Source organism: Sphingopyxis sp. FD7 (assembly GCF_003609835.1).
In the GTDB taxonomy this organism is placed as follows: Bacteria; Pseudomonadota; Alphaproteobacteria; order Sphingomonadales; family Sphingomonadaceae; genus Sphingopyxis.
Genome location: NZ_AP017898.1, coordinates 133101 through 151324 on the forward strand (window position 1 = coordinate 133101; position 18224 = coordinate 151324).

The 18224-nt window shown below is 67.6% G+C and carries 19 protein-coding genes; 10 read left to right on the forward strand and 9 right to left on the reverse strand.

Annotated features, from left to right (window positions below; genetic code table 11):
• Positions 1-73: 73 nt before the first annotated feature.
• From sppA to proB, 3 genes are all read right to left on the reverse strand, one after another.
• The gene (gene sppA, locus SPYCA_RS00610; RefSeq protein ID WP_120218545.1) at positions 74-2059 is read right to left on the reverse strand and encodes a signal peptide peptidase SppA; all 1986 of its coding nucleotides are present in this window, start codon (positions 2057-2059) and stop codon (positions 74-76) included.
• A gap of 159 nt (positions 2060-2218) precedes the next feature.
• A complete protein-coding gene (locus SPYCA_RS00615) occupies positions 2219-3139 on the reverse strand; it encodes an SDR family oxidoreductase (protein WP_232003421.1) in 921 nt (306 codons plus the stop codon).
• Between the two features lie 145 nt (positions 3140-3284).
• Entirely contained in the window at positions 3285-4391 is a 1107-nt protein-coding gene (gene proB / locus SPYCA_RS00620; protein ID WP_120222073.1) for a glutamate 5-kinase, read from the reverse strand.
• Between the two features lie 113 nt (positions 4392-4504).
• On the opposite strand from proB, the gene SPYCA_RS00625 reads away from it, so the two are divergent.
• Entirely contained in the window at positions 4505-5065 is a 561-nt protein-coding gene (locus tag SPYCA_RS00625; RefSeq protein ID WP_232003422.1) for a hypothetical protein, read from the forward strand.
• Between the two features lie 31 nt (positions 5066-5096).
• Complete coding sequence (locus tag SPYCA_RS00630; protein WP_120218546.1) at positions 5097-5627, forward strand: GNAT family N-acetyltransferase; 531 nt, start codon at positions 5097-5099, stop codon at positions 5625-5627.
• Positions 5628-5751: 124 nt separating this feature from the next.
• Here the strand turns inward: SPYCA_RS00630 and SPYCA_RS00635 are convergent, their stop codons facing one another.
• Both SPYCA_RS00635 and SPYCA_RS00640 read right to left on the reverse strand, forming a co-directional pair.
• Complete coding sequence (locus SPYCA_RS00635) at positions 5752-6198, reverse strand: NfeD family protein (protein ID WP_120218547.1); 447 nt, start codon at positions 6196-6198, stop codon at positions 5752-5754.
• A gap of 1 nt (position 6199) precedes the next feature.
• Positions 6200-7114, reverse strand: a complete 915-nt coding sequence (locus SPYCA_RS00640) for an SPFH domain-containing protein (RefSeq protein ID WP_120218548.1) — start codon at positions 7112-7114, stop codon at positions 6200-6202.
• A gap of 85 nt (positions 7115-7199) precedes the next feature.
• On the opposite strand from SPYCA_RS00640, the gene SPYCA_RS00645 reads away from it, so the two are divergent.
• The gene (locus SPYCA_RS00645; RefSeq protein ID WP_120218549.1) at positions 7200-8006 is read left to right on the forward strand and encodes an HpcH/HpaI aldolase/citrate lyase family protein; all 807 of its coding nucleotides are present in this window, start codon (positions 7200-7202) and stop codon (positions 8004-8006) included.
• Between the two features lie 186 nt (positions 8007-8192).
• On the forward strand, positions 8193-9695 hold the full coding sequence (locus tag SPYCA_RS00650) for a M28 family peptidase (protein WP_120218550.1): 1503 nt from the start codon (positions 8193-8195) through the stop codon (positions 9693-9695).
• Positions 9696-9814: 119 nt separating this feature from the next.
• Here SPYCA_RS00650 and SPYCA_RS00655 read toward each other — a convergent pair whose 3' ends face one another.
• Positions 9815-11188, reverse strand: a complete 1374-nt coding sequence (locus SPYCA_RS00655) for a class II 3-deoxy-7-phosphoheptulonate synthase (RefSeq protein WP_120218551.1) — start codon at positions 11186-11188, stop codon at positions 9815-9817.
• A 251-nt stretch (positions 11189-11439) separates the two neighbouring features.
• On the opposite strand from SPYCA_RS00655, the gene SPYCA_RS00660 reads away from it, so the two are divergent.
• The 3 genes from SPYCA_RS00660 to SPYCA_RS00670 are packed head-to-tail and all read left to right on the forward strand — an operon-like array spanning position 11440 to position 13586.
• Positions 11440-12132, forward strand: a complete 693-nt coding sequence (locus SPYCA_RS00660; RefSeq protein ID WP_232003423.1) for a Crp/Fnr family transcriptional regulator — start codon at positions 11440-11442, stop codon at positions 12130-12132.
• Between the two features lie 39 nt (positions 12133-12171).
• Positions 12172-12522: an ArsC family reductase gene (locus SPYCA_RS00665; RefSeq protein ID WP_120218553.1), complete on the forward strand. Its 351-nt coding sequence runs from the start codon at positions 12172-12174 to the stop codon at positions 12520-12522.
• Entirely contained in the window at positions 12519-13586 is a 1068-nt protein-coding gene (locus SPYCA_RS00670) for a glycerophosphodiester phosphodiesterase (RefSeq protein ID WP_120218554.1), read from the forward strand. The genes SPYCA_RS00665 and SPYCA_RS00670 overlap by 4 nt, the downstream gene beginning before the upstream one ends.
• 216 nt (positions 13587-13802) lie before the next feature.
• Here SPYCA_RS00670 and SPYCA_RS00675 read toward each other — a convergent pair whose 3' ends face one another.
• From SPYCA_RS00675 to SPYCA_RS00685, 3 genes are read right to left on the reverse strand one after another with little or no spacing between them, the layout of a single operon-like run.
• The gene (locus SPYCA_RS00675) at positions 13803-14024 is read right to left on the reverse strand and encodes a helix-turn-helix transcriptional regulator (protein WP_120218555.1); all 222 of its coding nucleotides are present in this window, start codon (positions 14022-14024) and stop codon (positions 13803-13805) included.
• On the reverse strand, positions 14017-14505 hold the full coding sequence (locus tag SPYCA_RS00680; RefSeq protein ID WP_232003424.1) for a hypothetical protein: 489 nt from the start codon (positions 14503-14505) through the stop codon (positions 14017-14019). The genes SPYCA_RS00675 and SPYCA_RS00680 overlap by 8 nt, the downstream gene beginning before the upstream one ends.
• 3 nt (positions 14506-14508) lie before the next feature.
• Positions 14509-14931, reverse strand: coding sequence for a hypothetical protein (locus SPYCA_RS00685; RefSeq protein WP_120218556.1), 423 nt, complete (start codon positions 14929-14931; stop codon positions 14509-14511).
• Positions 14932-15056: 125 nt separating this feature from the next.
• On the opposite strand from SPYCA_RS00685, the gene panB reads away from it, so the two are divergent.
• From panB to SPYCA_RS00700, 3 genes are all read left to right on the forward strand, one after another.
• On the forward strand, positions 15057-15920 hold the full coding sequence (panB, locus tag SPYCA_RS00690; protein WP_120218557.1) for a 3-methyl-2-oxobutanoate hydroxymethyltransferase: 864 nt from the start codon (positions 15057-15059) through the stop codon (positions 15918-15920).
• A gap of 101 nt (positions 15921-16021) precedes the next feature.
• Positions 16022-16783, forward strand: a complete 762-nt coding sequence (locus tag SPYCA_RS00695) for a tetratricopeptide repeat protein (RefSeq protein ID WP_120218558.1) — start codon at positions 16022-16024, stop codon at positions 16781-16783.
• Position 16784: 1 nt separating this feature from the next.
• Positions 16785-18119: an outer membrane protein assembly factor BamB family protein gene (locus SPYCA_RS00700; RefSeq protein WP_120218559.1), complete on the forward strand. Its 1335-nt coding sequence runs from the start codon at positions 16785-16787 to the stop codon at positions 18117-18119.
• Positions 18120-18224 lie beyond the last annotated feature (105 nt).

Below are 18224 nucleotides of genomic sequence, written 5' to 3' on the forward strand. Positions count from 1 at the left end.
CTGACAGTTCGCAATCGCACCGACGGGTGATGGGCCCCCGCCTTCGCGGGGGGCACGCGGCCTATCTACCTTTTTATTTCAACAGCAGCGCCAGCGTCGCAAGAAAACCCTGCGCCTCGCGCTTGTCCGGCCGCGGCACGGCGGGCAGATAGGCGCGGCAGTCGAGACAGGCCGCCTGGATCGACCCCGCCCGCGCGAGCATCGTCAGATCCTGCACCAGCCGCCGTTCGGCAAGCTGGCGATTCATCGCCGCGATACCGAACCAGCCGCGCGGCAGCGCCGCGGCTTCCTCGTCCCCGGCGCCCGTCAAGTTGGCGAGCATCTTGGAAAATTCGCTCGGTTCTTCCTCGAAATATCTGGCGTGGAAATCGCCCTCGACCCTGGCGAGCTTCGCCGCCGCGGCGAGCGCATCGGGGAGGCCGCCGAACTGGTCGACAAGGCCCAGCTGGCGCGCGGTGCCGCCCGCCCACACGCGCCCCTCGGCGATCGGCAGGATCTTGTCGAGCGGCTGCTTGCGGCTTTTGGCGACCAGCCCGGTGAAGCGCGCATAGACATCCTCGACGCTCGCCTGCGCCAGCGCGTTGAACTCCGCGTTCACCCCGCCCAGTATGTCGGGCTGGCCCGACAGCGGCGTCGTTGCGATGCCGTCGGCGTTGACGCCGATCTTCGCCAGCGCCTGATCGAAACTGGGTATGATGCCGAACACGCCGATCGACCCGGTGATCGTTTCGGGTTCGGCAAAGATGCGGTCGGCGGGGGTGGAGATCCAATAGCCGCCCGACGCCGCGACATTCGCCATCGAGACAACGACGGGCAGCTTCCTGGCCTTGGCGGCGAGCAGCGCCTGGCGGATTTCTTCCGACGCCAGCACCGATCCGCCGGGCGAATCGACGCGCAGGACGATCGCCTTGACGCCGCTGTCGGTCGCGGCGTCGAGGATATGCTCGGCGATCGTCGCGCCGCCCGCGAGGCCGGTCGGCGCCTCACCATCGACGATCTCGCCGACGACGGGGACGACCGCGATCGCGCTGCCCTTTTCTTCGGGCGGGTTCGCGGCGACCCAGTTTTCGAGGGGGATGGCGTTAAACTCCCACGGCTTGCCCTCGTCGGTCGCGCCGCTGATCTCGGCGACGCGGCGGCTGAACGCCATGCGGCTGCCAAGCTTGTCGACGAGGCCCGCGTCGAGCGAGGCTTTCGACAGATCATTGCCCGCCGCGCGCACGGCGCCGGGGGTGTCGGCGATATAGGCGTCGAGCTTGGCCGCCGGGCGGGCTTTCTTCACATCGGCCAGCCAATTGTCCCACAGGACACCGGCGTAAGCGAGGTTGGCCTCTTTCGCTTCGGGCGACTGATCGCTGCGGAGGAAAGGTTCGACCGCGCTTTTGAAGGTGCCGACGCGATAGATGTTCGCGGTGATGCCGAGGCGATCCATCAGCCCCTTGTAATAGAGGCGCGACCCGCCCGGTCCCGCGATCGCGACGCCGCCGATGCTGTCGGCCCAGATTTCGCTCGCGTGGGCGGCGATCTGATAGCTGTCGGTGGTATAGGCGGTGGCAAAGGCGAGCACCGGTTTTTTCTTCGCGCGCACCTTGTCGACCGCCGCGCCGATTTCGGCGAGCGAAACCTGCCCGCCGCCAAGAAAGCGGTCGAGGTCGAGCACGACCGAGGTGATCCGCTTGTCCGCCGCCGCGGTTTCGAGCGCGTGGACGACATCGCGCGTGCGGATTTCCTTGATCTGCGGTCCACCCGACAGCGCCGCGAAGGGGTCGGTTTCGGCCGGCTGTTCGCTGACGATGCCGTCAAGCTCGATCAGCAGCGCGCCCTCGCTGACCGGCAGGCCCGCATTGGGGCGCCCCGCGAGCAGCCCGAAGAGCGCAACGAAGAAAAGCAGCAGGAAAATCAGCGCCAGCGCATCCTTGATTCCGACAAGCAGGTTCCAGACCTTGCGCGGGAAGCTGGTCGTGGTGCGCGGCTTGTCCTCGCCCGGCAGCGGGCGGCGGACGGGGATGGCCCAGGGGCCGGCGGGATCGTTGGGCGCGGTCGCGGTGCTGTCGGTCATCGGTCAAATCTAGGGATGCGCCCGGTCGTTGGCAATGCACGCTTCGACGGGCGGGCGATGGGAGCGCATGGGCGGCCGATATTCCCTCAATCCGTCATCCCGGCCTTCGCCGGGATGACGATTGGGTTGTGGCGGTGTCGTCGGGATCGGGGTCGGGCATCAAAGCCAGCCTTCGCGGCGATACCAGCGCACCGTTTCGGCGAGCGCCTCGTCGGTGTCCTGTTCGGGGCGCCAGATCGTCGCGGGCGGGCGCGCGCCCTCGGTGACCACCCAGTCGGGATGCGCGATATAGCGGGCGCGGTCGGGGGTCAGCTTGGCGCGGTCGCGGCGCACGAACCGATCGATCCGCCCGCCGGCCCTGAGCAGCAGCGCGGGGGTCGCGAGCGTCGGCACATGGGCGCGGCCGACCGCGCGGCCGATCGCGCGGGCGAAGCCGCGGTGCGACCAGCCGCCCGGCGTGCCGTCGTCGGGTTCATAGACCTCGCCGATGCTCGCCCTGTCGTCGGCGGCGAGCGCGACGAGCAGGCGGGCGAGATCGCCCACATAGATCGCCGACATTCTTCCCCTGGGAGGCAGCAGCGCGATGCCGCGGCGGACCATGCGGAACAGGTCGAGCATTTCGGTATCGCCGGGACCGAACACCGCGGGCGGGCGCACAATCGTCCAGTCGAGCCCGCTGTCCCGAACGACCACCTCGGCGCGTTCTTTCGACCAGCCATAGTCGGAAAGGCCAGGTTCGCGCGCCGCGAGCGAGGAGACATGGATGAAGCGCGACACACCGGCATCGCGCGCGGCGTCGACGACGTTCGCGGTTGCGGCGGCATTGCCCGCCTCGAAAGCGGCGCGGTCGGGTGCGTTGACGACGCCTGCGATGTGCAGCACGACGTCGGCGCCCGCCGCCATTTCGGCAAGACTGTCGGTCCGGTCGAGCGCACCCGCGATCCAGGTCACGCCCTCGCGCGCGGGCTGCGGGCGGCGGGTGAGCGCGCGGACGTGCCAGCCCGCCTCGATGGCGCGGCGGAGCGTCGCGCCGCCGACAAAGCCGGTCGCGCCGGTCATGGCGAGGGTGGCGTGCGTCATAATCTGATGCCTTTTGCTTCGTCATGCTGAACTTGTTTCAGCATCCATGGCCCGCCTTCTCGTTCAACGCGGCGCAGGCCGAACGGGCTGGCCATGGATGCTGAAACAAGTTCAGGGTGACGAGGAAATGGACGGCAGCCCTCGCTCACAGCAGCACCATATGGTCGCGGTGGACCATCGCGCTGCGCGGCGCATAGCCGAGCGCGGCCTCCTGCGCCTCGCGGCCGAGGCCGAGGATCGCGGCGGCGTCGGCGGCGGGATATTCGGACAGGCCGCGCGCGACGACGCGCCCGTCGGGTCCGGCGATGTCGAGGATGGCGCCGCGCGCGAACTGGCCCGACACGGCGGTCACCCCGGCGGCGAGCAGGCTGGCGCCGCCTTTGAGCGCCTTGAGCGCGCCCGCGTCGATCGTCAGCCGCCCTTCGGCGGTCAGCCCGCCCGCAAGCCACGCCTTGCGCGCGCTCGCGCCCTTTTCGGCGATGAACAGGCTGTGCCGCGCCACGGTCGACAGCGGCCGGTCGATGCGGCCCGACGCGATGGCGAGGTGCGCGCCCGCGGCGTTGGCGATGCGCGCGGCGGCGATTTTCGACACCATGCCGCCCGACCCCATGCCCGACGCCGACCCGGCATCGGCCATCGCCTCGATCTTCGCGTCGATCCGCCCGATCCGCGCGATGTGGACGGCTCCCGGCTGCGCCGGGTTGCGGTCATAGAGGCCGTCGATGTCGGACAGCAGGATGACGCCGCGCGCCGCCGCGGCCTGCGCGACGCGCGCGGCGAGCCGGTCGTTGTCGCCGAAGCGGATCTCCTCGGTCGCGACGCTGTCATTCTCGTTGATGATCGGCACGACGCCCAGGCTGAGCAGTCGGTCGAGCGTCGCGGCGGCGTTGAGATAGCGGCGGCGATGTTCGAGGTCGCCGAGCGTCACCAGCATCTGCGCGGCGGTCAATCCTTCGGCGCCGAGAACCTCGGCCCACACCTGGCTGAGCGCGATCTGCCCCGTCGCGGCGGCGGCCTGTGCGTCCTCCAGGCTCGCGCGGCCGCCCTTGGCAAGCCCCAGCCGTCGTGCGCCGAGCGCGATCGCGCCCGAAGAGACGACCGCGACCTGTTGCCCGGCGCGCGTGCGCCCCGCAATGTCGGCGGCGATGCCCGCGAGCCAGTCGCGCCGCACCGCGCCATCGGGATCGACGAGCAGCGCCGACCCGATCTTGACGATCAGCCGCGGGCAGGAGGCAGGCGGAAACAGGCTCATGCCGCCGCCGATAGCGCGGCGGCGGCCCCGCGCCAATGCGAATGTCGATTGGCGCGCGCGGAAGGCTGGACGCGGCGCGCGCCGTCCCATAGGTCTTGCGCGTGGAGGGGACCATGCAACCCCATATGACCGCCGCCGAGGTGCGGCATTTTGAATTGCAGCTGGCGGGGCTGGGCTCGCTGCTCGAGTTCGGCTGCGGCGGCAGCACGCTCGTCGCGGCGCGACAGGTGCGGCGCATCGTCAGCGTCGACAGCGACCCCGCCTGGCTCGCGCGTGTGCAGGCGGAGATCGCGCGCGAGGCGGTGGAGTTCACGCCCGTCCCTATCGATATCGGGCCGGTCGGCGAATGGGGCTATCCGGTCGATGAAAGCCGCCTGCGTGACTGGCCGCGCTATCACATGCAGGTCTGGCGCGGCATGGGGGGCAGCCCCGACGCGGTGCTGATCGACGGGCGTTTTCGCGTCGCCTGCCTGCTCCAGGCGATCATCCACTGCAAACCCGACTGCATCCTGCTGTTCCACGATTTCGCCGACCGGCCGCATTATCATGCCGTGCTGCGCCACGTGGACGTGCTCACGCGCGTCGATACGCTGGCGGTCATGCGCGTGAAACGGCGGGTCGATGGCAAGGCGGTGCTGCACGACCTGTTCGACCATTTCCTTGTCCCCGATTGACCGCGCGCGTCGGCTTGGGCACATCCCGCCGATGCCAACCATCGCTCCCGTTGTCGAAACCGATCGCCTGCGCCTGCGCCCCGGACGCCTTGCCGACAAGGACCGGCACATCGCGATGTGGGCCGACGCGCGCGTCACGCGCTTCATCGGCGGCGAACCGCGCGCGCCCGACGTCAGCTGGGGCAAGTTCCTGAGCGCGGCGGGACTGTGGCCGGTGATGGGTTTCGGTTACTGGGTGTTCGCCGACCGCGCGAGCGATGCGCTGATCGGCATGGGCGGCCTCAGCTATTTCGGCCGCGGCATTGCCGAGCTCGAAGGCGTGCCCGAAGCGGGCTGGGCGTTCGATGCCGACCATTGGGGCGCGGGCTATGCGACCGAGGCGATGACCGCCGTGCTCGGCTGGGCGGACGCGCACCTCGACGTATCCGATGTGCGCTGCATCATCGACCACGGCCATGCGGCGTCGGAACGGGTCGCGGCGAAGCTGGGGTTCCGGCACATCGGCGACAGCGACGCGCTGGGGCATGTGACGGCGATTTATTCGCGGCCGCGCGGAGGGTAGTCCGGCAAAGGGAAAAGCTGCGTGCTCCCGCGAAGGCGGGAGCCCGTCTCCGATCGGTGCCATTTGGAACCGGCAGGAGATGGGCCCCCGCCTTCGCGGGGACGCACGGCTTGATTTATCGGGGCTAAGCCGGCTCCACCACCAAGACGCCGCCGTCGGCGCTCACCACCCGCACCTTGCTGCCCTCGGCGGCGTCGGGGCCGCGCACGGGCCATTCGCCGTCGCCGACCCTGGCGCGGCCACGGCCGTCCTCGATCGCTTTCGTGACGGTGAGCACCTCACCGACCAGGCGGCTGCCGCGCTGGTTCAGATTGGGATCGGTAGTGGTGATCGGGTTCGCCTTCAGCCAGCGGCGCCCGCCATAGAGCGCGACGAACGACAGCACCGCAAAGATGCCGAGCTGGAGCGGGACGCTGAGCGGCACGATCCACGCGATGACGCCGGTGACGACCGCCGCGGCGCCGATCCAGATGAGGAAAAAGCCCGGCGCGACGATTTCGGCGGCGGCGAGCAGAACGCCGAGCGACAGCCACGCCCAATGCGGTTCCATATTGGTGAGCCAGCCGAGCATGTCAGGCTCCCGGCTTGCGTTCGAGCGCGTCGCGGGCGAGTTCGCCGATGCCGCCCAGGGTGCCGATCAGCTGCGTCGCCTCGACCGGGAACAGGATCGTCTTGCTGTTCGGGCTCGTCGCGAACTGGCTCACCGCCTCGACATATTTCTGCGCGACGAAATAGTTGATCGCCTGGGCATTGCCGCTGGCGATCGCGTCGCTGACCATCTGCGTCGCCTTGGCTTCGGCCTCGGCTTCGCGCTCGCGCGCCTCGGCGTCACGAAAGGCGGCCTCGCGGCGGCCCTCGGCCTGCAAAATCTGGCCCTGCTTCTCGCCCTCGGCGCGCAGGATTTCGGAGGCGCGCAGCCCTTCGGCCTCGAGGATCGCGGCGCGCTTTTCGCGTTCGGCCTTCATCTGGCGGGCCATGGCGTTTGAAATGTCGGCGGGCGGGCGGATGTCCTTGATTTCGACGCGGGTGATCTTGACCCCCCACGGCGTCGTCGCATCGTCGACGACGTGCAGCAGCCGCGCGTTGATCTCGTCGCGCTTCGACAGCGTTTCGTCGAGGTCCATCGACCCCATGACGGTGCGCAGGTTCGTCGTCGTCAGGTTCATGATCGACAGATACAGGTCGCTGACTTCATAGGCGGCCTTGGCGGCGTCGAGCACCTGGAAGAAGACCACCCCGTCGACCGCGACCATTGCATTGTCCTTGGTGATGATCTCCTGCCCCGGAATGTCGAGCACCTGCTCCATCATGTTGACCTTGCGCCCGACGCGGTCGAAGATCGGCATGATGAAGTTGAGCCCCGGCTGCGCGGTGTGCGTGTAGCGGCCGAAGCGTTCGATCGTATAGGCGAAGCCCTGCCGCACGGGCGTCAGCGCCCAGATCAGGAACACCAGCGCCAGGACCACCAGTGCGAGTGCGAATTCCATCGATCATCCCCTCTTGCAAAATTGCGCCTTTGCAAACCCGCCTTCCTTATTGCGGCAATGGCGCGGCTGCGCCACAGAAAAGCGCATGACCGACTTCGCCCCGCGCTCGCTGCTCTATGTTCCGGGATCGAACGCCCGCGCGCTCGAAAAGGCGGCGGGTCTGGCCGCCGACATGCTGATTATCGACCTCGAGGATGCGGTGCCCGCCGATCGCAAGGACGCGGCGCGCGACGCGATGTGCGCGGCGGTGATCGCGGGCTATCCCGGCAAGCGCATCGCGGTGCGGATCAACGGCGCGGGGAGCGCGCATCAGGCGGCGGACATCAACGCGCTTGCCGCACTGCCGCTCGACGCGGTCGTGCTGCCCAAGGTCGACGCCGCCGCCGACCTCGCCCCGGCGCGCGGGCTCGGTCTGCCGATGCTGGCGATGATCGAGACGCCGACCGCCATCTATGCCGCGCGCGAGATCGCGGCGGACAGCGCAGTCGCCGGGCTGATCGCGGGGCTCAACGACCTTGCGCACGAATTGAAACTGCCGGACGGCACCGACCGTGGCGCGATGAGCCATGCGATTCAGGCGATCGTGCTTGCGGCGCGCGCGGGCGGCGTCTGGTGTTTTGACGGCGTTTACAACGCGATCGACGATGCCGCGGGTTTCGCCGCCGAAGCCGCCGAGGCGCGGCGGCTCGGCTTCGACGGCAAGACGCTGATCCACCCGTCGCAGGTTGATCCGTGCAACGCCGCCTTCGCGCCGACAGCGCGGGAGATTGCGGCGGCCGAGGCGCTGATCGCCGCGGCAACCGGCGGCGCGCAGCGGCACGAGGGCCGGATGATCGAGGATATGCACGTCGCCGCGGCGCGTGCGCTGCTGGCGCGGGCGGGGCGCGCCTGACCCTCCCCTCCCGCTTGCGGGAGGGGTCGGGGGTGGGCCAGCAGCGGCGCAGATGCCCACCCCGCTGCGAGTAGCGAGCAAGCTCGCAACTCTCGCTGCCCCTCCCGCCAGCGGGAGGGGAGGCCGCCGTTCGTCGTTCGACGAACCGCCTTGCCTACGTGCGGCCGCCATGCCATCGGCGCGACCATGCAGACGATCAAGTTTCGCGCCGCGATTGTGGCTGTCGCCCTGGCTGCTTTCGCCGCCGTCCCCACTGTCCATGCCAGATCCGCCGATGCCCCGGTCACCGAAGCCGACCTCGCCGCGCATATCCGCACGCTGGCCGGCGATGCGTTCGAGGGGCGCGCGCCGGGCACCGATGGCGAGGATCGCACGATTGCCTATATCGTCGGCGAATGGGCGAAGGCGGGGCTGGAAGCCGTGCCGGGCAGCGCGACGCCGTGGCTCCAGCCGGTGCCCTTTGTCGAGACGCAGGCGCTGAGCGGCACCGCGATGTTCAAGGTGAACGGCCGCGATTTCGCGCTCGGCGATGACGGCATCGTCGTGACCGGGCGCGATGCGTCGGTGGCGCTCGCGAGCCTTCCCGCGGTCTTCGTCGGCTATGGCATCGACGGCGCGGGGCAGGTCAACGCCGACGTCAAGGGCAAGCTCGCGATCATGCTGTTCGACAATGCGCCCTTTGGCGAAGCGCTGCCGCGCTATCGCGAGCGGCGCCAGATGCTCGCCGATGCGGGCGCGAGCGCGGTGCTGGTGATCGCGACCGACGCGGTGCCGTGGGACGCGCTGCGCGAAAGCGTCGGCAGCAAATCCATGCGCCTTGCCAGCGCCAAGGCGGGCGCGCCGGTGAGCGGCTTTCTCTCACCCGAAGCCGCCGACGCGCTGTTCAAGGCCGCGGGGCAGGATGGCGCCGCGCTGCGCGAGGCGGCCAAGGCGGCGGACTATCAGGGCGCCGTGCTGCCGGTGACGGCGGACTTCACCACGGCGTCGACGGTCCGTTTCTTTGCGAGCCACAATGTCATTGCCAGGCTGCCCGGCGCACGGCCCGACGGCAAGGCGGTGCTCTTTCTCGGCCATTGGGATCATCTCGGCATCTGCGCGCCCGAGGGCGCGGCCGACCGCATCTGCAATGGCGCGGTCGACAATGCGAGCGGGATCGCGGTGCTGATCGAGGTGGCGAAGCGGCTGGGCAGGGGCGCGCGCCCCGACCGCGACATCTATTTCCTGGCGACGACGGCGGAGGAGAAGGGTCTGCTCGGCGCGCGCTGGTTTGCCGATCATCCCGTCGTTCCGCTGTCCGACATCACCGTCGCACTCAACGTCGACACGATCGCGATCTCGCCGCGCGGCACGCCGGTCGCGACGATCGGGCGCGGCAAGCCCGCCTATGACGCGGTGGTGCGCGAGGTCGCGACGACACTCGGCCGCACGCTCGACGCGGATGGCGAGGCCGATGCCTTCATCCAGCGGCAGGATGGCTGGGCGCTCGGCGCGAAAGGCGTCACCTCGCTGATGGTCGGCGGCAGCTTTTCGGACATGGCGCTGCTCGAAGCCTTTTTGTCAGGCAATTATCACCGCGCGGGGGACAATTTCTCCGACCAGATCCCGCTCGGCGGCGCGGCCGAGGATGCCGACCTGCATGTCGCGCTGGGACGGGCGTTTGCCGATACGAAGCGGTGGGCGGTTAAGTAGCTCTTCTAGAGCGTCATTGCGAGGAGCCGGAGGCGACGCGGCAATCTCCAGCCCTCGACCTCACGCAAAGGTCGAGGGCTGGAGATTGCTTCGCTTCGCTCGCAATGACGAGAATGGCGTTAAGCCGCCTGCTTCGCGCGATCCGCCATTTCCTGATTGAGCATTTCGGCCAGCAGGAAGGCCAGTTCGAGCGACTGCCCCGCGTTGAGGCGCGGGTCGCAATGCGTGTGATAGCGGTCGGCGAGGTCCATCTGCGTCACGTCCATCGCGCCGCCGGTGCATTCGGTGACATTCTGGCCGGTCATTTCGATATGGATGCCGCCGCCATGCGTGCCCTCGGCGCGGTGGACGGCGAAGAAGCCGCGCACTTCGGCGAGGATGCGCTCGAACGGCCGCGTCTTGTAGCCGGTCGAGGTCTTGATGACATTGCCGTGCATCGGGTCGCACGACCAGACGACGGGATGGCCCGATTCCTTCACCGCGCGCACGAGCCTGGGCAGATGCGCCTCGATCTTGTCGTGGCCGTAACGCGTGATGAGCGTCATGCGGCCCGGCACATGATTGGGGTTGAGCGTGTCGAGCAGGCGCAGCAGCGCGTCGGGTTCGAGGCTCGGCCCGCACTTCATGCCGATGGGATTGCCGATGCCGCGCAGAAACTCGATATGCGCCGACCCCTCGAAACGGGTGCGGTCGCCGACCCACAGGAAATGGCCCGACGTGTCGTACCAGCCGCCGGTCAGGCTGTCCTGCCGGGTCAGCGCCTGCTCATAGGGGAGCAGCAGCGCTTCATGGCTGGTGTAGAAGCTGGTGCCCTTGATCTGCGGCACCGTTTCGGGCGTCACGCCGCACGCTTCCATGAAAGCGAGCGCTTCGGAAATGCGCGCGGCGGTTTCCTGATATTTCTTGGCCCACGGGCTGCGGTCCATGAAATCGTGCGTCCAGGCGTTGACCTGATGCAGATTGGCATAGCCGCCGCCCGCGAAGGCGCGCAGCAGGTTGAGCGTCGCCGCCGACTGGTTATAGGCCTTGACCATGCGCGCGGGGTCGGGCTCGCGGCCGTCGGCATCGAACGCGATGTCGTTGATGATGTCGCCGCGATAGCTTGGCAGCGACACGCCGCTCACTTCCTCCATATCCGCTGAACGCGGCTTGGCGAACTGGCCCGCCATGCGGCCGAGCTTCACCACCGGCATTTTCGATGCGAAGGTCAGCACGACCGCCATCTGAAGCAGGACGCGAAAGGTGTCGCGGATATTGTTCGGATGGAACTCGGCAAAGCTTTCGGCGCAGTCGCCGCCTTGCAGCAGAAAGGCCTTGCCCTCCGCGACGCGCGCGAGTTCGCTCGTCAATTCGCGCGCTTCGCCCGCAAAAACGAGCGGGGGATAGCCCGCAAGCTCGCGCTCGGCGGCCGCGAGCGCTTCGCCGTCGCGATAGGTGGGCAGCTGGCGGGCCTCGTGCGTGCGCCAGCTATGCGGTTGCCAGTTTTTCGTCATCTGCCTGTCATTTCATCTTCGAATCATGCGCCCCATGGCGCGAATGCCCCGCCGGTGCAATGTTTGCCGGGCGCGCGAGGCCGAAAATTAGCATTATCGTGACCTTTGCGCACCTATGCTTTTCTTAGGGCCAGGGAACTGATAGTTTATTGCAGGCTTGGCGCGGTGGCGGCGCGATCCAAGGGACAGGGCTATCGACAACGTCATTCACCCAATGGCCCGATCGCGGGCCGGGATGCGAGCGATTGGCTATGGCGAGTTTCGACTCCGCGTGGTTCCTTTACGGGGCGTTGCTGCTCCTTCTGGCGACAAGCTTTGTCGTACGCATCGACTATGCGCGCATCGGGCTGGCCGCGGCGGCGTTCGTCGCGCTGCCGCTCACCCTCTTTCGCGCCGCCGACCCCGGCTACAGCCTGCTCGTGCTCGCGATCCTCGTGGTCAATATCGGCATTCTCGCGCGGCTGTGGCTGCGCGGGACGAAAGTGCGCTTCTCGCCCGAGGATGAGGAGTTGCGGCGGCGGCATTTTCCGGGGCTGGGCGCACACGCCGCGCGCGGGCTGATCGATCAGGGGCACTGGATTTCGGCGAAGCGCGGCGAGGTGCTGATCCGCGAGAATCAGGCGGCGCCCAGCCTTTTCTATCTCGCCGACGGCCAAGCGACGATTCTGTGCGACGGCGCCGAGGTCGGGCGCCTCGCCGACGGCGAGCTGATCGGCGAGGCGACGGTGCTCGATGGATCGCACGCGACGGGGACGGTCGTGCTCGCCAGCAATGCGCGGCTGTGGTTCGTCCCCGCGGCGGCGCTGCGCGCCTATCTCGCGGCCAACCCCGGTATCGCGGCCGAACTGCACGAAGGCTTCGCCCGCGCGCTGCGCGGCAAGCTGGCGAACGCCAACACGCGCATCGCCGACCGCGCGCCCGCTTCCTCGGCATCGGCTGCTTGAGCCTCGAATCTGCAACGCGCTGCTGCTAATCACGCGTCCATGGCGATGATTCTTTATGGCATTCCCAATTGCGACACGGTGAAAAAGGCGCGGCGCTGGCTCGACGATCGCGGCGTCGCATACCGATTTCATGATTTCCGCAAGGACGGGCTGGACCCTGACCGCCTGCAAGGCTGGATCGATGCCGTCGGTTGGGAAAAGCTGCTCAACAAGGGCGGCACGACCTTTCGCAAATTGCCCGATGAAGCCAGGGTCGGACTGGATGCCGCTTCGGCCAGGGCGTTGATGCTCGAACAACCGGCGATGATCCGGCGGCCGGTCGTCGAGACCGCGAATGGAATCAGCGTCGGTTTTTCCGCCGACGACTGGCAGGCGCGCTTTGCGGCATGATGCGCGCGCTTGCGGCCATGCTGGCCTTGATGCTGTCCGCCGGCTGCTCGGCTGATCCGGTGATGGCGGAGCCCACGCTCGACGGTAAGCCGCCCATCGTCATCGCGCATCGCGGCGCGTCGGGCGAGCGGCCCGAACATACGCTGGCGAGCTACAGGCTGGCGATCGAACAGGGCGCCGATTTCATCGAGCCCGATCTCGTGCTCACGCGCGACGGCGTCCTCGTCGCGCGTCACGAGAACGAGATTTCGGAAACCACCGACGTCGCGGATCGTCCCGAGTTTGCCGATCGCAAGGCGACGAAGATGATCGACGGCAAAGAGGTGACCGGCTGGTTCACCGAGGATTTCACGCTCGCCGAGCTCAAGACGCTGCGCGCGAAGGAACGGCTGCCGCAGCTGCGCGGGACGGCGTTCGACGGGCGGTTCGAGGTGCCGACCTTCGAGGAGATATTGACGCTGCTCGCCGAGGCGAACCGCGGACGCAGCGTGCCGGTCGGCGTCTATCCGGAGACCAAGCATCCGAGCTATTTCGCGTCGATCGGCCTGCCGCACGACGCGCCCTTGCTCGCGCTGCTCGATCGATTCGGCTATCGCGGACGCAGCGCGCCGGTGTTCATCCAGAGCTTCGAGGTCGGCAATCTGATGGACCTGCGCGCGAAGAGCGACCTGCCGTTGATCCAGCTCGTCGATGCGAGCGGCGGCCCCGCCGACCGGCCCGATACGAGCTATGCCGCCATGACGTCGCCTGCGGGACTCAGAATGATCGCCGCCTATGCCGACGGCATCGGACCCAACAAGACGATGATCATCCCGCGCGGCGCTCTGGGATCACTGGGCGAGCCGACGAATTTGGTTCGCGATGCGCACGCCGCGGGGCTCAAGGTCCATCCATGGACGTTCCGCCGGGAGAATTATTTCCTGCCGCTCGGCAACAAGGGCGGGGTCAATCCCGCGGGCCACGGCGACCTGGGCGGCGAGATCGAGGCCTATCTTGCCACCGGTATCGACGGGCTGTTCAGCGACAATGTGCGCGAAGCGGTGGCGGCGCGGACGGGACGTTGATTTTTCGAGCGTTTGGCTTCGGCTGAAACCGGCCCTCGATTTCACCGTCGTCCAGGACTTGATGCGGAACCGATCGCAGCGCCGACGTCATGGATCCCGGATCGGGTCACGGATGACGAAGGTTGGCAGCCTTCGCTCCCCTTCCGAAAAACGCCGCAAGCCCGACCCGACGCCCCCGGGGAGGTGGCGCGGGCCGGGCCGCGCGGCCGCGCTGGCTCAGCCCTGACCGTCCTTCCACTGGAACACGGCTTCGAGCGGCTTTCCAAAGACGCGCGCGATGCGGAAGGCGACTTCGAGCGAGGGAGAATATTTGCCCTGCTCGATCGCGGCGATCGTCTGCCGCGTCACCCCCACGCGCTCGCCAAGTTCGGCCTGCGTCATTTCACCGGCCAGGAAACGCAGCGTGCGAATATCGTTGTCGAAGGGCGGCTTAGCCATGCCAGCCCCTCCGGTAGCTCATCAGGACGACCACGCTGTTCACCAGTTCGGCAAGCACGATCGCGAGCAGGCCGCAATTCGCCAGCGCCGCGCCGCTTTCCACGAAGGGCATGTAGACGCCGACGACCATCATGCCGACCAGCAGGACATAATAAGCGGCGGCGGCTCCGCGTCGACGGATCGCGCGATCGCGCTCGTCGGCGCGCGCGCGCTCCGATTTCGGTGCCTGCGCCGACAGGATGATCGTGCCGACGATGACCGTGACGGCGTGGGCCACGGCGACCGATCCGAAGAGCCACAGCATCGGAAACACCTCGCGTCCGGCGGGATGCCCGGAGAGGAGAAGCCCGAAATAGAGGGTGTAGGCCGCGGCCATCGCGATGACGTTCAGCCAGGCGGTCTTTTCGCGGAAGTTCATGGGCAGCTCTCCGGGTTCGGCGCCGGCGAGCCGCCGCGCGGATTCGAGGATCGCGGGCGACATGGTTCAATAGCCCCGGCGATAGAGGTAGAGCTGGGCGCCGATCCGCACGAGTTCGGCAACAACGACGATCGCGAGCAACAGGTTGAGCTGCTGCGCCTGGCTGACTCCGCTGAAAATCAGGAAGATATTGATCCAGATGCCGACGACGAGCGGATAATAGGCGTAGTGCGTCCCGCGCACATGAAAGCTGCGGTCGCGTTCGTCCTCCTTCAGCTCGACTTCGCCGGGACTCCGGAACGCCAGCACGGCGGTCGCGATCGACATCGACGCGATGATCGCGATCGTCGCCGGAATGATCATTCCCACCGATGCCCACACGCCCGCCGGGCTGGCGACGAGGTGCCAGGGATAGGCGAGGAAATACCAGCCAAAGGCGGCCGCCATCGACACCAGCGCTACCCAGTGGATCTTTTCACGAAACGCCATTTCCAACTCCATGTCAGGTGATATGAACTCAATGTTCGATATTTTTAACATTAAGTCAAGAATAATCGACATGACTGGGCTTTGCCGCTTTCGCCGCGGCGCGTTACCGGCTAAGCCCCGGCGCCATGTCCACGCTCCCCAAAACGCTCACCCTCGACACCTCCACGAGCCGCGCGAATCCGACGCCGCAGCCGATGAAGCGGCTGACGGTGCCGCGCATCCGCCAGCGCAAAGGCGGCGAGCCGATCGTGATGCTCACCGCCTATACGGTGCGCATGGCGCAGTTGCTCGACCCGCATTGCGACATGCTGCTCGTCGGCGATTCGCTCGCGCAGGTGATCTATGGCCTGCCGCACACGGTCGGGGTGACGATGGAGATGATGGCGCTGCACGGCGCCGCGGTGGTGCGCGGCAGCTACCACGCCGCAGTGATCGTCGACATGCCCTTCGGCAGCTATGAAGGCAGTCCCGAGCAGGCGTTCGACAATGCCGCGCGGCTGCTCAAGGAAACGGGCGCCGCGGCGGTGAAGGTCGAGGGCGGCAAGGTTCTCGCCCCGACGATCGAGTTTCTGACCCAGCGCGGCATCCCGGTGATGGGCCATGTCGGCCTGACGCCGCAGGCGGTGAACATCCTCGGCGGCTATGGCGTGCGCGGCAAGAGCGAGGAAGAGGCCCGCTCGATCGTCGAGGATGCGGTCGCGGTGGCGCAGGCGGGCGCCTTTTCGATCGTGATCGAGGGGGTGCTCGAATCGATCGCGATCGAGATCACGAACAAGGTCGCCTGCCCGACGATCGGCATCGGCGCATCGGCGCAGTGCGACGGCCAGGTGCTCGTCACCGACGATATGCTGGGCATGTTCGAGCGCGTCCCGAAATTCGTCAAACGCTATCAGGACATGGCGGGCGTCGTCAGCGGCGCGGTGCAGGATTATGCGGGTGAAGTCAGATCCCGTTCATTCCCGACCGAGGATCAGATTTACGCCGGTTGATTGACCCCGCGTGTCCACAAGTGAAACGCTTGGCCTTTCCCCGTGCCGTCGCTAAGGAAGCGGGCCGGCCTCGCGCCGTCACGAAGTTTACGGAGGTTTGATTGGCCCTGAGCCCGACGAATGACGCCGCGCTGTTGCAGGAAGTCGATGAAGCCGTTCGCAAGGATCGGCTCGACACGATCATGCAGCGCTATGGCCGCTGGATCATCGGCGGCGTGCTGGCGATCCTGCTGGCCTTTGGCGGCTATCTTTACTGGAACCACCGGCAGGAGGTCGCGCGCGGCGAACAGGCCGAACAGCTGATCGCGGCGCTCGACAAGCTTCAGACCAACCAGCCGCGCGCCGCGGCGAGCGAACTGGAGAAGATCGCTGCCGAAGGCACCCCGGCCTATCGCGCCGCGGCGCTTATGCAGCAGGCGAATATCAAGGCCGGTGCGGGCGACCTCAAGGCCGCCGCCGCGCTGATGGCCAAGATCGTCGCCGATACCGAGGTCGATCGGTCGCTTCGCGACCTCGCGCTCATTCGCCAGACGGCGTTCGAATATGACACGCTGAAGCCCGAGGCGGTGATCGCGCGGATGAAGCCGATCGTCGATGCCAGGGATCCCGCGTCGAGCTGGTTCGCCAGCGCCGCCGAATTGTCGGCGAGCGCGCATTACCGGCTCGGCCAGTTCGACCAGGCGGGCGCGCTCTATGGCCGGATCGCCAAATTGCCCGACCTTACCCGGTCGCTGCAATCGCGTTCGGTCCAGATGGCGGGGATGCTGGGCGTCGATGCCGTCGCCGACCGCGCCGCCGACAGCGTCGCCGCCGAGCAGAAAGGCGCGGCGTCCGCCGCCCCGAAGACTGAGGAAGCCAAATAATATGCGGACTGCGCGTTTCGGACTATATGCGGCGCTGCTGGCGCTGCCGCTGGCGGGTTGCGGGGTGTTCAAGGGCGATGGCGGGCCGAGGACACCGACGATCGGCAATCGTGTCTCGATCCTGTCGAACGACAACAGCGTCAAGGTCGATCCGGCGACGGCGGCGATCGCCGTTGTGCTGCCCGATCCGGTCGTGAACGCCGCCTGGGCGCAATCGGGCGGCAATGCGGCAAAATCCATGGGGCACCCCGCGCTCGGCGCGGCGCGGACGAAGCTCTGGGAAGCGAATATCGCGGGCAGCACGAACAAGCAGCGCCTCGCTTCGTCGCCGGTGGTTGCCGACAACCGCCTGTTCGTCGTCGATACCGACGCGGTCGTTTCGGCCTTTGCGGCCGACACGGGGGCAAGGCTGTGGAGCGTCGCGATCGGCAGCACGGGCAAGGATTTCAAGGATTCGCTGTTCGGTGGCGGGGCGAGCGTCGATGGCAATGTCGTCTATGCGACCAGCGGCGTTGGCGACGTCGCGGCGCTCAACGCGGCCGACGGGTCGGTGCTGTGGAAGGTGCGGCCCGCCGGGCCACTGCGCGGCGCGCCGACGGTGGCGTTCGGCGGCGTCTATGTGATCAGCCAGGACAACCAGATTTTTGCGCTGAATGCCGCCGATGGCGCCGTCCAGTGGCAGGCGACGGCGTCGCTGGAGGCGGGCAGCGTGTTCGGCGCGGCGTCGCCCGCGGCGGGGCAGGGCACGATCGTCGCGGGCTTCTCGTCGGGCGAGGTGCAGGCCTATCGTTACGAGAATGGCCGCGACCTGTGGGAAGATGCGCTGGCGCGCACTTCGATGGCGCTGTCGGTGTCGACGCTCACCGACGTCGATGCCGATCCGGTGATCGACCGCGGCCGCGTGTTCGCGCTCGGCCAGGGTGGCCGCATGGCGAGTTACGAGCTGGTCACCGGCCAGCGCAGCTGGGAAATCTCGATCGCCGGCATTTCGACGCCCTATGTGGTCGGGGAATGGGTCTATGCGATGACCGACGACGGCAAATTGCTGTGCGTCGCGCGGTCGAGCGGCAAGGTGCGCTGGCTCCAGCAGCTCGCGCGCTTCCGCGTCGAGACCGAGAAGAAAAAGAAGGATCCGATCCGCTGGACGGGGCCGATCCTCGCGGGTGGGCGCCTGATCGCGGTGAACAGCGAAGGCACGCTGGCGGAGTTTTCGCCGACCGACGGATCGCTGCTCGCATCGACCGAGTTCAAAACCTCGCTGTCGCAGCCGCCGATCGTCGCGAACAACATCCTCTACATCCTCGCCGACGACGGGACGATCACGGCCTGGCGTTGATAGAAATATCGCCGCTATTAGTCCGTCTCCCCGAGCGAAGACGAGGGGCTCGTTCGAGCGGAGCGAGAACCGCAGGTGTCGCAGCCTCGACTTCGCTCGGCATGG